Below are 13,732 nucleotides of genomic sequence, written 5' to 3' on the forward strand. Positions count from 1 at the left end.
CAGTCGGGCTCAACGCGCCGGAGCGCTCGATAATGTTTGAGTTACGGGTGCTCAATGGTCTGCGCCAGGGCGCCGCGTTGCCGCTTTTTGGCGAGCAATGGAGCATCGGCGCTCACCCTGACGCCGATCTGATGCTGAATGATCCTGGCATCGCCGAGCAGCACGCGCGGTTGCGGCTGATCAACGCAAACTGGTCAGTGCAGGCCGAAGCCGGGCTGCTGCAAGGTGATGAAGGGCAGGTGCTGGCCCAGATTGCGAGCCTGGTGCTGAACGTACCGTTTTCAGTCGGGGCTGTGCGGCTGTGCGTCACCTGGGCCGATCAGCCATGGCCCGAGGCACCCGCCCCAGCGCCGCCGGCCCCTGAAGCGCCGCGGGCGCTGCAACTTTCGTCCATCTCGCACGCGCAGCAAAAGCGCCTGATCAGCGTGGCGCTGGTGGTTGCGATCATCGTCGTGGTGGTGGGCATCGCGTCCACGGGTGAGCGTGAGGCCCAAGCCTCATTGATGCCGCCTATGGTGGTCAAACACGAGTTGGCGACGCCGTTTGAAGTGCGCCAGCAGTTGCTGAAGATGCTCAATGAGCGCGAATTGAGCCAACGGGTCAGCCTGCAAGTGATCAATGGCCAGGTCGCGCTCAACGGCGACGTGTCGCAGGACGATGTGGAGCTGGTGTCGCGCATGCTCAGCCGTTTTGTCGAGCTGTTCGACAGCGCGGTGCCGGTGATCAGCCGTGTGCGTGTCAGCGACGGCGCGCTGCCGTTCAAGATCGTGCAGATCGTCGGCGGCCCCAATGGCCACGTCGTCCTGGAAGAGGGCAGCCGGGTGTTTGTCGGTGATGAAGTGGACGGCCTGCGCCTGGTGCTGATCGACAACAGCAAAGTGGTGTTCGATGGCGCGCGGCGTTATGAGGTGCGCTGGTGAACGAAGAACTGAATGCACGTCTCGATGCCTGGCAGCAGCGCCAGGCCCAGGCACTGGCCAACCTGATGCCGGTGACCCTGCGCGGTCGGGTTCAGCGCGTCAACGGCATGTTGTTGCAATGCCGGTTGCCAAGCGCGCGTATTGGCGACTTGTGCCAGGTCGAGAAATCTGCCGACGACTACATGCTGGCGGAAATCATCGGCTTCGATCAGCAGGATGCCGTGCTCAGTGCCTTGGGCAACCTTGAAGGCGTGCGCGTGGGCGCCAGTGTGCAGCGTCTGGGTGTCTCGCATCGAGTGCGCGTCAGTGATGCGTTGCTGGGCCAGGTGCTCGATGGGTTCGGGCGGCCGATTACTGGCGTTGGCCCCAATGCCTTCGCTGACACCGACAGCCCCGATGCGAGCATGGTGCTGTGTGAGGCGCCGTTGCCGACCGAACGGCCGAGGATCCACCGGGCCCTGGCGACTGGGGTGCGCTCGATCGATGGTCTGTTGACGCTTGGCGAAGGTCAGCGCGTGGGCCTGTTTGCCGGTGCCGGCTGTGGCAAGACCACCTTGCTCGCGGAGATTGCCCGTAACGTCGAGTGCGATGTGATTGTGTTCGGCCTGATTGGTGAGCGCGGCCGGGAACTGCGCGAATTTCTCGACCATGAACTGGATGATCAGTTGCGCGCCAAGGCCGTGCTGGTGTGTGCGACATCCGACCGGTCAAGCATGGAACGCGCCCGCGCGGCGTTCACCGCAACGGCGCTGGCTGAGGGCTATCGACGCAAAGGCAAGCGGGTGTTGCTGCTGATCGACTCCTTGACGCGTTTTGCCCGCGCGCAGCGAGAAATCGGCCTGGCAGCCGGTGAGCCCTTGGGGCGCGGGGGCTTGCCGCCTTCGGTGTACAGCTTGCTGCCGCGTTTGGTGGAGCGCGCCGGGTTGACCCGCGACGGCGTTATCACCGCAATCTACACCGTGCTGATCGAACAGGACTCCATGAGTGACCCCGTGGCCGACGAAGTTCGCTCGCTGCTGGACGGCCATATTGTGCTGTCGCGCAAGTTGGCCGAGCGCGGTCACTACCCGGCGGTCGATGTGCTGGCCAGCCTTTCGCGAATTCTGAGCAATGTCGCCACCCCTGAGCACATCCAGGCGGGGACCGGGCTGCGCCGTTTGTTGTCGGCGTATCAGCAGATCGAGCTGATGCTCAAGCTGGGTGAATACCAGGCCGGCAATGATGCCCTGACCGACTTGGCGGTGGACAGCCGTTCGGCGGTGGATGGCTTTTTGCGCCAGGACTTGCGTGAGCCTTCACCGATGGCGGCGACCCTGGATCAACTGACGGAGCTGACCGCCTATGTTCCTTTCTGAGCTGGAAACCCTGAGGCGTCTGCGCAAACACCGCGCGGACCGGGCTGAGCGCGCATTGGGTGAGGCTAAAAGGCATCAGCGCGCACTGCAGTTGCACGTTGAGCAGGCGCAGCAGCGCCTTGAGGACACTCGCCTGCAGGAAGCCGAGGAAGCGGCGCAGCTATTGAGCAAGCATCAAGGGCACGTGCTCTCGTTTCAGGAACTCAAGTCGTGGAATACCCAAGAGCGCTCATTGTCCGCCAGCACGCAGCGTGAAGAGGCGCAGTTACAAGCGTTACAGGGGCAGCAGGAACAGCAAGTGGTGCATATCGACAGCATGCAAAAGCAGGCCAGCCAGTATTTGCGCGAGGTCGAAAAACTCTCGGAATTATCCCAGTTACTGGTGCAGGAGCGTCATGAAACGATTGCCTGTGAGCAGGTCTGAGCGGCCGCGCGTGCGCGATCCCAGGGACGACCGTGAGAGAAGCGTTGAGGCCGTTGTGCCGTGGGTTCATGTGCACGCCTTCGCGCAACTGTTTGCCAAGGACGATGGCCAGGGCGGCTACGTTTCCAGTCTGCCAGCGCAAAGTGTGGCGACGGATAAATTGATGATTGAGGCGTTGGCGGGGCAGTTGGCGCTTCGCGTTCAAGGCGGCACGCAATGGCCGTTGCTGGCGGTGCTTTACCTGCCACGGCTGGGGCGAATCAACGCCAGTGTGCAGCGGCAGTCGGGCGCGTGGAACGTCGAGTTGGACGCCGAAGAACCGCGCACGGCGCATTGGCTCGCCACGGTGCAAAAACGTTATCAGGACAGGCTGACCGAGGCGTTGGGCCAGCCAGTCGATATCCACATCAACAGCACGGGGCCCGCATGATCATGTTGGCGGTGACACCGCCCCTGGTTGAGGCGGCAAGGGTTGCGGCGTTGCATCGGCTGGCGCGCGGATTACGCATGCCGTTCCAGGTCGGCGATCAGCAGGGGGCGTTTGTGCTCGAGCCCGGCCGCGCGCCTGAAGGGCGAAGCCCGGTGTGTTTCGAGAGTGCCGTCGGTGTACTGGGGTTCTCGGAACCCGAGGCGATGTTCAGCCTGATGGGCGAATGCCCGGTCACCCTGGCAGAAGCCGGCAATGACTCGACGTCGTGGTTCTGGGAATTGTTCCAGCATCACCTCAGCCCGCAAGTAGTGGCGTTGTTCGGTTATCTGCGCTTGTTGCCTGCACCCAAAACGTTGGGCTTTGGTTGCCGCTTCACCGTGATGTTGGGGGCCTCCAAGGTCGCCGGTTACCTGTGGCTGGCCCCGCAGAGCTTGCTGGCGATGTGTGCGGCGGGCGCTTGGCGGTCCACGGCCAGCTCATTACCCGCATCGTTTCCCCTGGCAATCGCCGTGACCGTGGGCCGCTTGAACTTGCCCGTCGGGCAGTTGCGCAGCGTGCGTGCGGGGGACGTGCTGATGCCTGAACAGGCGTTTTTTGATGCGCAGGGCCGTGGCCACGTGCGTATTGGGCGTCGCCATCTGCAAGGGCGTATTGACGATGAATCCGGGCCGTTGTGCCTGAACCTTTTTGCGATTGAGGAAGCGTCCATGGACGAGCACTTTGTAGTGGAAGAATACCCGGGGCCTGAACAGGACCAACCGGTGGAGGATGTCTTTGGCCGTGAGCCCTTTGACGAATTGAGTATGGCGCTGACGGTGCGCTGTGGTGTTCTGAGCCTGACCCTGGGCGAGTTGCGCAATCTTGCTCCCGGTGCGGTGCTGGGCATCACCGGGTACGCCCCGGGCATGGCCGGCCTGTATTACGGCGAGCGGCCCATTGGCCAGGGGCAACTGGTGGAAGTGGATGGGCGACTCGGCTTGCAAGTGTCTCGCGTGGTGTTTTCCCGATGATATTCCAGGGCGTTGACCCGGTCGTCCTGGCTTTGTTTTTCGGAGCGTTGTCGCTGCTGCCGATGCTGCTGATCATCTGCACCGCGTTCTTGAAGATCGTCATTGTGCTGATGATTACCCGCAACGCTATCGGCGTTCAGCAGGTGCCCCCGAGCATGGCGATCAATGGCATAGCGCTGGCCGCTACGCTGTTTATCATGGCCCCGGTGGGTTACCAGGTCGCCGAAAACCTCAAGGGCGCGCCCCTGGACATGAGCACCGTGCAGACCCTTCAACAGACGGGTCTTGTCGCCATACAGCCGCTGCGTGCGTTTATGAAGCGCAACACCGATCCGGATGTGTTGACCCACATGCACGAAAACAGCGCGCGTATGTGGCCACCTGAAATGGCGCAAAGCACCCAGCGCGATGACCTGATCCTGTTGATCCCCTCCTTTGTGCTGTCGCAGTTGCAGGCCGGGTTCGAGATCGGCTTCCTCATCTACATTCCGTTCATCGTCATCGATCTGATTGTGTCCAACCTGCTCTTGGCGCTGGGGATGCAAATGGTCTCGCCCATGACCATTTCCCTGCCGCTCAAACTGCTGTTGTTCGTCATGGTCTCCGGATGGTCGCGATTGCTCGACAGCCTTTTCCTTTCCTACCTTTGAGTGCCCCATGGAACCGATCGTACTGTTCAAGCAGGGCATGCTGCTGGTGGTGGTGTTGTCGGCACCACCGCTGATTGTGGCGGTGATCGTCGGCGTGCTGACGTCGCTGGTGCAAGCCCTGATGCAGATACAGGATCAGACCCTGCCCTTTGGCATCAAGCTGGTTGCGGTGGGCATCACGCTGATATTGACGGGGCGCTGGATTGGCGTGGAGCTGATTCAACTGATCAATCTGATGTTCGACATGATCGCTCGCTCGGCACTGAACTGAGGGCATGCACGTGCTGCTTTATCTTGAATATCTGCCAAGTCTGCTGGTGGCCATGGCGCGCATCTATCCCTGCGCGATCCTGGTGCCGGCGTTCTGTTTCCAGCATCTGCGCGGCATGCCCCGGCACGTGATCGTGATGGTCATGGCGTTCATTCCGGCTCCCGGCATCCATGCGGTACTGGCGGGCCAGGACTATTCGGCGCTGATGATCATCGGGCTGATGCTCAAGGAGGTCGCCCTGGGCTTTTTGCTGGGGGTCTTGTTGGCCATGCCTTTCTGGATGTTCGAGTCGGTTGGCGCGCTGCTGGATAACCAGCGTGGCGCCCTGGCGGGTGGCCAGCTCAACCCGTCATTGGGGCCGGATGCAACGCCTGTGGGGCATCTGTTCAAACAGCTGGTGATTTACTTGTTGATCGCAGTCCTGGGCCTGAGCGTGCTTACCCAAGTGATCTGGGACAGTTACCTGCTATGGCCGGCCACCGCTTGGGTGCCGCTGCCGGCAGTCAATGGTTTCAGTATTTTCCTGGGGCTGCTCGGCGATACCTTTACCCACATGATGCTCTACGCTGCGCCGTTCATTGCGGTGCTGATGTTTCTGGAGTTCGGTATCGCGCTATTGGGCGTTTACAGCCAGCAGCTGCAGGTGAGCACGCTGGCGCCGCCGGTCAAATGCCTGGCGGGTATCGGGATTCTGTTGCTGTACTTTGCGTTGCTGCAGGACCTGATCGTTGGGCGCTTGAATGTGCTTGGCGATCTTAAACAGTCACTCGGGCTGATGTTCCAGGTCTCGACGCCATGAGTGACTCCGGTGAAAAGAAGCACCCGGCCTCAGCCAAGAAACTGCGCGATCAACGCAAGAAAGGTCAGGTTTCCCAAAGCCAGGATGTCAGCAAGCTGCTGGCGCTGACGGCCATCAGCGAGGTTGCGTTGTTCACCGCCGAAACCAGTTTGCAGCGCTTTCAGCAACTGATGGTGTTGCCAATGTCGAGTATGGCTCAGCCGTTCACGCGGGCGCTGGAGACGGTGCTGTTTGAAGGGTTGATGATGTTTTTCGCGTTCGCCCTGTTGATGGCCGGATTGGCAATTGCCGCGAAGCTGATCAGCAGTTGGATGCAGTTCGGATTTCTGTTTGCTCCCGAGACCTTGAAGCTCGATTTCAATCGGCTCAATCCCCTCAAGCAGCTCAAACAGATGTTTTCCGCGCAATCGGTCATGAACCTGTTGATGAGCATTACCAAGGCAGTGCTACTGGGCGTGATTTTGTACGTGGTGATCAAACCTTCTTTGGGCGCGCTGATTAACCTGGCCAGCAGTGACCTGCAAACCTACATCCTGGCGTTGATCATTCTGTTCCGTCACTTGTTGCATGCCTGCCTGGGGCTTTTGCTGGTGATGGCGCTTATCGACCTGGCGTTGCAAAAACACTTCTTCGCCAAGCGCATGCGCATGACCCAGGTCGAGGTCGTCAAAGAGTACAAAGACATGGAGGGTGACCCGCATGTGAAGGGGCAGCGCCGTTCATTGGCCCAGCAACTGGCCCAGGAGGAACCGAAGGTCAAGCTGCCCAAGCTGGAAGAGGCCGATATGCTGGTGGTCAACCCCACGCATTTTGCCGTGGCGCTGTACTACCGCCCGGGTGAGACGCCGCTGCCCATGCTGGTATGCAAAGGCACGGATGACGCGGCGCGCGAACTGATCCACCAGGCCAAGGCCGCTGAGGTGCCGGTGATTCAGTGCGTGTGGCTGGCGCGCACGCTCTACACGAACAAACTGGGCGCGAGCATCCCCCGCGACACCCTGCAGGCGGTGGCGCTGATCTATCGCACGTTGCGTGAGCTGGATGATGAAGCCAAGCGCGAAACCCTGGAGCTGCCGGCGCTGGAGGTGCGCTGATCAGCGCACCGAACCTGCGCGAAGCCAGGGGCAGGTGAGCCGCCGCGCTGCTCACCTGACGGCCCGGCAACAGCCGGCGTTGATCGCGGAACACTCATCGTTCCAGCGAAATTGTCTGGTAATCCGCGCGCTCTCCAGAAGGGCCGGGCTCGACGCGCATCTGCGGCGGCCACCAGATTACCAACGTATCTTTGGTCGATTGCGGGCGTGAGCAGGAGTCGCCTTTGCACGTGGGAGCGCAGCCGGCGATGAGCAGCACGGTGCCGATCAGGGTGATGCACAACAGGTGGCGTTTCATGGGGCGACCTTCTTCTGAGTGGGAGTGATCAAGGAAGGGCGGGGCACGCCGATGTGTTCATCCTTCACCACCGGGCGCATGGCGATAAAGACCTCGGCTTCTTCACCCGGTTTGAGCCAGGCACGTGGCCATACCGTGACGGCCAGGGTCTGCGAATTGCTGCACTCCTTTTCGTCGATACGCACATTGCGCTTGATCTGATTGCGCACCACCACCACCGCCACATTGAACTGCGGGCCGGCGTACCACTGGCTACGCTCGGTGTTCATGGCCAGTAGATCGCGGGTGTTGCACAAGGTGTCCAGGCCCAATGGCATCGGTGCCGCCTTGAAGGCCAGGGGCACTTGCCCGGTCACCAGATTGGCCAGGGTGCTGGTGATGTCACTGCGCTTGATAACCGGCGGGTGTTCGGCGTAACGCCTGGCCAGGGGCTTGAGTGCGGCCTGCAGCTCCACTTGATCTTCCTGCGGCAAATACCGTGAAGGGTCCGCCTGATCGCCGATGACGCGTGGCGTCAGGATGAACAAACGCTCGCGGCGGTTGTTCTGGCGTTCGCTGGAGGAAAACAGCGCCTTGCCCAGCAACGGTATGTCGCCCAGCAGCGGAACCTTGTTGCGCTTGTCGGTGCTTTCGGTGACATGGAAACCACCGACCACCAGCGAGCGTTTTTCCGCCATTACCGCCTGGGTGCTGACATTGCCCCGACGCACGTCCGGGCCGATGCGATCCGGATTGGATTCATCGAAGTTGCCGTCCTCGATATCCACCATGAGGTGAACCTGATGAGTGCCACGGGTGGTAATCACCCTGGGTATCACTTGCAGGCTGGTACCGACCGTAATCGGCAGGATCGTCGCGACCTCCGTGCCTGCGGTCAGGTATTGGGTGCGGTTGAAGTCAATGACCGAGGGCTGGTTTTCCAGGGTGAGCACCGAGGGGTTGGACACCATAGTTGCCAGGCCGCGCTGCTCCAGGGCGCGTATCTTGGCAAAGAAGCGGTCACGGTGTTCGATCGACAGCTGCGATGAACTCCCAGGAGCCATTCTCATGTCGCTGCTGAAATGGCTGTTGCCCCAGTTGACCCCGAATTCGCGCAGTTGAGAGCGCTCTATGTCGAGGATGATTGCGTCGATTTCCACCATTTTGCGCGCCACGTCGAGCTGGGTAATTAGCTCTCGGTACATGACCTGCCGTTCCGGGAGGTCGTAGATCAGGACGGCGTTGTTGCGCACGTCGGCCTCTACGCGGATTTTGCCTGCCGACACCGGAGCGCGCGGGGTGAGCGTGGCGCCGGAGGCCAACTGGCCTGGGTCCGCTGTCTGGCCGAACATTTGCCCGAGCATGGGATTGCTCAACCGCGCAAAGTTCGGCGTGATGGGCGAGGGCTGTGAGGCAAAGGGGCGCGGGGTAAGCGTCGACAGGGATGACGTCGCCCGCGGCTCCAATAAGCCCCGCAGCATGCTGGCAACGCCAGGGATGACTATTTTTTCGCCGCGGTAATCGATCTGGCGATCTCCCGCGTTGGCGAATTTCAGCGGGTAGCTGAGCACGCTTTGTTTTTCGTCGGGTGATTTACGCTGGCTGCTGAATTGCTTGATCTGTTCGATGTAGCGCTTGGGGCCAGAGACCAGCACCACCCCGTCATCGGGCAGTTCACCCCAGCCGAAACGACTGTCGAGCAAGCCGATATCGGTCAGGGCCCGCTTGAGGTCGGCGACGGTCTCGGAAGAAACCTCCAGGCGCGCGGACTCTTGCAGGTCCAGGGTGCTGATATAGAGGGTGTTGTTGTACAAGTACCATTGAAAACGGTGTTCAACGCCCAGCCTGTCGAGTAACGACTGCGGAGTATTGGCGCGTATCTTGCCATTTACGATGCCCTCCAGCAGACCGTCGACTTGCAGTTGCGTGCCAAACGTCTGGGCGAAGTCCTCCAGCACATCCCGCAGGGGCTTATGCTCGGCTTCATAGGCGTAGGCGGTGTTTTTCCATTCGGATGGGATGGCGGCGAAGGGGCTGTGCAGCGGCGCCAACAACAACGGCAGCGCAAGCAAACAACGCCAGTGGGCGCGTTTTGCCAGAGCCGCGGGCGAGTTTAAACGCAAGCCAGTGTGCTTGTTGATCTTGCTATACATGACAGGTTCTCTGTTTCAGTGCGAAAGCGTCGTAATGAAGTGGGCCGAATTTGCGCCCAGCCGTTGTCAGGCGCGCCGTTGCGCTGCGCCAGGTGTCACGTTGGTTGAGAGGTACTTCAAGGGTTTGCTATCAAGTGGCGGGCATTGCACCCACCGGAGATGGCGTATGGCCCGAACCCGGGCGAGGGCTGACTTGCGGTTCAAGTCGCCGCCTGTTCTGTTCACGACCACCCAAGCCGTCAGTCAGCGTTTGCCACCAGCCACTAAACGACATTGATGGCCGATTTAACCGTTTCGTGCTTGTAACTGAGGTAGGTCGAACTCACGGCAAAGTTGTTAACCAGGGCGGACTTTTCTTCAATGAGTTGTTCGAAGAGTCGCGCGCTGTCTTCGCTTCTTTCGCTGTACGGAATGTCGGCGCTGATCTGGTCGAGGTTTTTTTCGGCTTGCGATTGCTGCCTGTAGAGACTGCTGAGTACGCGTGAGTCAGTATTCATGGCGTTATCTCCAGTGGGGGTGTATCCCTGTGTGGCGGCAGATTGCTCACCAGTTCCAACAACAGGCCTGTGTGGTTAAAAAGAACTGCGTCTACCCAGCAACGTTGTCACTTGATTTGGCCGAGGGTGGAATCGCCACCAGGTTGTCCAGGGCATGCGCCCAGTTGATGTGAAACCCGCCATCTTCCGTCTCAAGCAGCAGCGACTGGGCGGCGATCCCGTCTTCGACTCGAAGCGTCCAGGGCACGCTGCTGTGAAGGTTGAGCCATAGCTCGACGTGTTCACGGTCCAGCGGATTGCACACCAGGTGCGCCTCAACGGTGGGCAGTTGAGCCTCCAGCAGTTTGTTGAGCAGTGTTGTGAGGCGTTGAACAGGCACAGTCTCCTCCAGCAGGGTTCGAATGGCCGCGCTGATGACTGAGCTGGCGACCTGTTCCAAACTTGCCAGCATTGCCTGGCGCTCTGACTCCCAGCGATGCAGCTGGGTATTGGCGCGTTGCCAGAACTCATCACTGGCACTTTCGAGTATTTTTTCGCATTGCGCCTGGGCCTGGCTGATGCGCGTTTGTGCTTGAGTTTCTGCGTGTTCCAACAGCTGACGGGCCTGGGTGTATTCAGACAGCATTTCCCTGGGGATCAGGGCCGTGGGCAGTTCGTGGGCGGGGGTGTTCAGCTCAATCGTGTGGGCGCAAAACATGGTCGGGGTTCTCGCGAGGGGCGGGCGGCGCATCATCGACAGCGGTGGAGGTTGCGCGCCAGATCGTGGCTTTCCACAGGGTATCCAACCGGCCGTGGGTGTCTGCCAGTCGAGGATGCTGCTCTAGCGTGAGCACCCTTGGGCGAGCAAAATTCAGGCGTAGCCGCTGCCAGACATTGGGCGCGACCCACGCGCGCAGGTAGTGCAATGGGTCGTCGACGTCCACCGGTGTTGAGCCCGTGGGCAGTGCCTTGGCCAGGCGCTGGCACCACAGCAGCTGCTCTTGATTCAACCGGCTGTCGTGGGGCGCGTTGTACACCGCATTAACCAGTGTCAGTGCGAGGTCGCGTTGTTGCGCGCTGCTCAACACCCATTGGAGGAGGGCTGGAGACGTGGGAGGGGCAAGCTCGGGCGCGATGTCGAACAGGCTGCTCACGCGGCGATGATAGGCGCGTGAGAGCGCTGCGGTTTCCACAAAACCCGTTTGCGTGAGCCAGTCGATGTGGGCGTTTTTCCAGGGGAAAGCCCACCATGTTACCCAGCTGAGGTCGTCACTCATGGGCGTGTGCCGGCGCGGTTTGCGGGGTGGGTGTGAAGACTTTTCTGCGGCGCCAGAACAGCCAGGCAATGCCTGCTGACAGAGCGATGATCAGCGGCGCAATCAGGCTGGCGCGCCAGAAACCAAGGTCTTGCTCGGGCACCAGAAAAGGGCCGAGGTAGGTCAGCTGTTGCTGCTCGGTGTAGGCGGTGGCCGGTACAAAAATGACGGTCAGTTTTGTCGTGTTGTCTATGGCCGAGGCCATGCCCGGGATGCTGCTGGCCACCAGTCTGCGCACGCGCGGATTGATATTGTCCGGGTCCAGTCGCGGGTCGTGCTTGATGAAAACCGAGGCGGACGCCGGCTGTACCGGCTCGCCTGGCGCGACGCGTTCAGGCAGTACCACATGCACACGCGCGACGATCACACCGTCTATGTTGGATAAGGTCGATTCCAGTTCCTGGGACAGCGCGTAGATGTAGCGCGCGCGCTCTTCCAGCGGGGTGGAGATGACGCCTTCCTTGCGAAAGATATCCCCCAGCGTCGAGCGGGCCGTTTTAGGCAGCCCCGCCGCATCCAGGGTACGCACAGCTCGGCTGATGTCACTTGCCTTGACCCGAACAGCGACCCCGTCTTTGCCGGGCACCTTCTGGGCCCGGATTTGCTTGTCTGCCAGCTCCGCGATGACTTCGTTGGCTTCCTGCTCAGAAATATTGCGATGAAGCTCTACGCTGTCACCGCAACCGGACAGCATCAACGCTAATGAAAACAAGAATGGGGCGGTTAGGCGGCGGTACATGCAGCTATCCCATGCTTGAAATTTTATCGACGCCTTTCGCGACGGCGCCAATGACCTTGACGCGTGACATCACGTCGATGTGCGCTTCGGCGAGCGACTGGGGGAACTCGTTCGCGTCCTTGGTCTTTTTGTTCAGGCTCGCGTCACGAAAGCCTTTGGTTACGCGTCTGGATAAAGTGTCCGAGGCTGTCGCGTCCCACGTCTGAGCGGGGGACGCCACGGCAGGCACGATGCCTTTAACGGGCTGCTCGGCCTGGCTGAGTTGGGCGTTGAAAAAGTTGATGTCAGACGCCCGGTTGATCGCGCCAGGCGCCTCGGCTTGAGGGAGAGTGCTGCTGTTTTCCGATTGCCCAGGGGTGGTGATGTACATGTGAATCTCCATCGAACGTATCGAGTGTTACGTGCGTCGTGACGATGAAAACCTCCTCGACCTGGGCAGAGGAGGTCGCGCTGACTTAAGCGAATCGCAAAGACTTAATGCGGCCCGCTTTCGCTGTAGTCAGTTCTTGTTCAGCAGTCTTCTTGGCCTCTTCGACGACTTTCCTTTCTTTATCTGCGTTGATTGCGTCCAGTTGCGCCTGGTTACCCGCGCTGGAACCACCAATACCTGAGATTGAGGACATAGATCACCTTCTTGATTTCAAATGAAGTCTGATAGCGAGTGTTAGCTACCGTCGCGTGTTGAGTGGCTGTGACGTCACCCACTTATAAGTGGTGCAAGGAAATAAAGCGTTCCAGTATTTATATGTTTAAAATTATTTCCAGTGCTGTTTGCTGAGAAGTCATTGTTGTAATGCTTGATGCTATGTATGCGCTAAAGTGCCCGAGGAGGTGCGAGTGGGTAAGTTTTGCCGCAATGCGTCAAGTGCACTGTTTCGGTTATAGGTCGAGTTGTTTGATTCGGTGGTAGAGCGTGCGTTTGGCGACGCCTAATTCAAATGCGGTGATATCGACGCAATGATCATTGCGCCGCAACGACTCTTCAATCAGTGCTTTTTCGATTTGTTGCAGGCGTTCCTTCAGGCTCAGCTTTCCGTCGTGCGGGTTGCTCATGGGCGTAGAGAACGGTGGCAGGCCCAGCACGAAGCGCTTGGCGGACGAACGTAATTCGCGAATATTGCCCAGCCAGGCGTGGCACAGCAGTTGTTGCAATAGCTGGCCGGGAACAGTCGGTACGGTGCATTTGAAGTGCTCGGCTTCTTCCCGGACCATCTTCATGAACAGCGGAATGATGCGCTCCCGCTGGTGGCGCAAGGCCGGAAGTTCGAGGCTGACCACATTCAGGCGAAAGTACAGGTCACGCCTGAAGGTGCCCAATTCGACCATGTGGTGCAGTGACTGCTGAGCCGAGGCAATAACGCGCATGTCCACCGGGATGAAGCGGGTTGAACCTAGACGCTCCACGCCCCGCGACTCCAGCACCCGCAGCAGTTTGGCCTGCAGACTCAATGGCATGCTGTCGACCTCATCGAGGTACAAGGTGCCCAAATGAGCCGCTTCGACAAAGCCGGCCCGCGATTGCACGGCCCCGGTAAAGGCGCCGCTGTTGACCCCGAACAATTGGCTCTCCGCGAGGCTTTCCGGGATAGCGGCGCAGTTCACGGCAATGAAGTTACCGCGCCGCCCCGACAAGCGATGGACCCGTTGGGCCAAAGTGTCTTTCCCGGTGCCGGTTTCACCGAGTAGCAGAATGTCGATATTGAGTGATGCTGTGCTGTTAAGAGTGTTTTCAATACCTGAGCTGTCACTGATTGAGATGTCCGTTTCAACTTCCCTATGGTAGGCATCCGACATCAAGTAAGTGCTCCATTATCACTG

Annotated in this window: 18 protein-coding genes; 9 read left to right on the forward strand and 9 right to left on the reverse strand. The window is 59.9% G+C overall.

All coding sequences use genetic code 11. From position 1 onward, the window contains the following. Positions 1-32: 32 nt before the first annotated feature. The 9 genes from AACW30_RS03870 to sctU are packed head-to-tail and all read left to right on the forward strand — an operon-like array spanning position 33 to position 6,953. A complete protein-coding gene (locus AACW30_RS03870; protein WP_200624319.1) occupies positions 33-920 on the forward strand; it encodes an FHA domain-containing protein in 888 nt (295 codons plus the stop codon). Then, positions 917-2,275, forward strand: coding sequence for a FliI/YscN family ATPase (locus AACW30_RS03875; protein WP_106578540.1), 1,359 nt, complete (start codon positions 917-919; stop codon positions 2,273-2,275). Before AACW30_RS03870 ends, AACW30_RS03875 begins: the two co-directional genes overlap by 4 nt. Then, positions 2,262-2,699, forward strand: a complete 438-nt coding sequence (gene sctO, locus AACW30_RS03880; RefSeq protein ID WP_106578541.1) for a type III secretion system stalk subunit SctO — start codon at positions 2,262-2,264, stop codon at positions 2,697-2,699. The genes AACW30_RS03875 and sctO overlap by 14 nt, the downstream gene beginning before the upstream one ends. Further along, positions 2,671-3,129, forward strand: a complete 459-nt coding sequence (locus tag AACW30_RS03885; RefSeq protein ID WP_200624320.1) for a type III secretion system HrpP C-terminal domain-containing protein — start codon at positions 2,671-2,673, stop codon at positions 3,127-3,129. Before sctO ends, AACW30_RS03885 begins: the two co-directional genes overlap by 29 nt. Then, entirely contained in the window at positions 3,126-4,139 is a 1,014-nt protein-coding gene (locus tag AACW30_RS03890; RefSeq protein ID WP_200624321.1) for a FliM/FliN family flagellar motor switch protein, read from the forward strand. The genes AACW30_RS03885 and AACW30_RS03890 overlap by 4 nt, the downstream gene beginning before the upstream one ends. Beyond that, the gene (sctR, locus tag AACW30_RS03895; protein ID WP_200624322.1) at positions 4,136-4,789 is read left to right on the forward strand and encodes a type III secretion system export apparatus subunit SctR; all 654 of its coding nucleotides are present in this window, start codon (positions 4,136-4,138) and stop codon (positions 4,787-4,789) included. Before AACW30_RS03890 ends, sctR begins: the two co-directional genes overlap by 4 nt. Before the next feature lie 7 nt (positions 4,790-4,796). Beyond that, positions 4,797-5,060, forward strand: a complete 264-nt coding sequence (gene sctS / locus AACW30_RS03900; RefSeq protein WP_058411467.1) for a type III secretion system export apparatus subunit SctS — start codon at positions 4,797-4,799, stop codon at positions 5,058-5,060. 10 nt (positions 5,061-5,070) lie between these two features. Beyond that, complete coding sequence (sctT, locus tag AACW30_RS03905) at positions 5,071-5,859, forward strand: type III secretion system export apparatus subunit SctT (protein ID WP_200624395.1); 789 nt, start codon at positions 5,071-5,073, stop codon at positions 5,857-5,859. Further along, positions 5,856-6,953, forward strand: a complete 1,098-nt coding sequence (sctU, locus tag AACW30_RS03910; RefSeq protein ID WP_119736445.1) for a type III secretion system export apparatus subunit SctU — start codon at positions 5,856-5,858, stop codon at positions 6,951-6,953. Before sctT ends, sctU begins: the two co-directional genes overlap by 4 nt. A 94-nt stretch (positions 6,954-7,047) precedes the next feature. On the opposite strand, the gene hrpT is transcribed toward sctU, so the two are convergent. The 9 genes from hrpT to AACW30_RS03955 all read right to left on the reverse strand — a co-directional run bounded on the left by hrpT (position 7,048) and on the right by AACW30_RS03955 (position 13,708). Further along, positions 7,048-7,251, reverse strand: coding sequence for an HrpT family type III secretion system protein (gene hrpT / locus AACW30_RS03915; protein WP_119736448.1), 204 nt, complete (start codon positions 7,249-7,251; stop codon positions 7,048-7,050). After that, positions 7,248-9,383 (reverse strand): type III secretion system outer membrane ring subunit SctC, encoded by a 2,136-nt coding sequence (gene sctC / locus AACW30_RS03920; RefSeq protein WP_200624323.1) that lies wholly within the window; start codon positions 9,381-9,383, stop codon positions 7,248-7,250. The genes hrpT and sctC overlap by 4 nt, the downstream gene beginning before the upstream one ends. Before the next feature lie 263 nt (positions 9,384-9,646). Continuing rightward, positions 9,647-9,880 (reverse strand): hypothetical protein, encoded by a 234-nt coding sequence (locus AACW30_RS03925; RefSeq protein ID WP_200624324.1) that lies wholly within the window; start codon positions 9,878-9,880, stop codon positions 9,647-9,649. Positions 9,881-9,971: 91 nt separating this feature from the next. Beyond that, positions 9,972-10,577: a type III secretion system stator protein SctL gene (sctL, locus tag AACW30_RS03930; RefSeq protein WP_200624325.1), complete on the reverse strand. Its 606-nt coding sequence runs from the start codon at positions 10,575-10,577 to the stop codon at positions 9,972-9,974. Next, positions 10,555-11,136: a type III secretion protein gene (locus tag AACW30_RS03935; protein ID WP_106578550.1), complete on the reverse strand. Its 582-nt coding sequence runs from the start codon at positions 11,134-11,136 to the stop codon at positions 10,555-10,557. Before AACW30_RS03935 ends, sctL begins: the two co-directional genes overlap by 23 nt. Beyond that, a complete protein-coding gene (gene sctJ / locus AACW30_RS03940; protein WP_124416385.1) occupies positions 11,129-11,914 on the reverse strand; it encodes a type III secretion system inner membrane ring lipoprotein SctJ in 786 nt (261 codons plus the stop codon). The genes AACW30_RS03935 and sctJ overlap by 8 nt, the downstream gene beginning before the upstream one ends. 4 nt (positions 11,915-11,918) lie before the next feature. After that, positions 11,919-12,284: a hypothetical protein gene (locus AACW30_RS03945; RefSeq protein WP_200624326.1), complete on the reverse strand. Its 366-nt coding sequence runs from the start codon at positions 12,282-12,284 to the stop codon at positions 11,919-11,921. An 85-nt stretch (positions 12,285-12,369) separates the two neighbouring features. Further along, positions 12,370-12,537: a hypothetical protein gene (locus AACW30_RS03950; protein ID WP_157986803.1), complete on the reverse strand. Its 168-nt coding sequence runs from the start codon at positions 12,535-12,537 to the stop codon at positions 12,370-12,372. Positions 12,538-12,793: 256 nt separating this feature from the next. Beyond that, complete coding sequence (locus AACW30_RS03955) at positions 12,794-13,708, reverse strand: sigma 54-interacting transcriptional regulator (protein WP_200624327.1); 915 nt, start codon at positions 13,706-13,708, stop codon at positions 12,794-12,796. Between the last annotated feature and the right edge of the window lie 24 nt (positions 13,709-13,732).

Origin of the sequence: Pseudomonas sp. MF6747, from assembly GCF_963890955.1 — a bacterium.
GTDB lineage: Bacteria > Pseudomonadota > Gammaproteobacteria > Pseudomonadales > Pseudomonadaceae > Aquipseudomonas.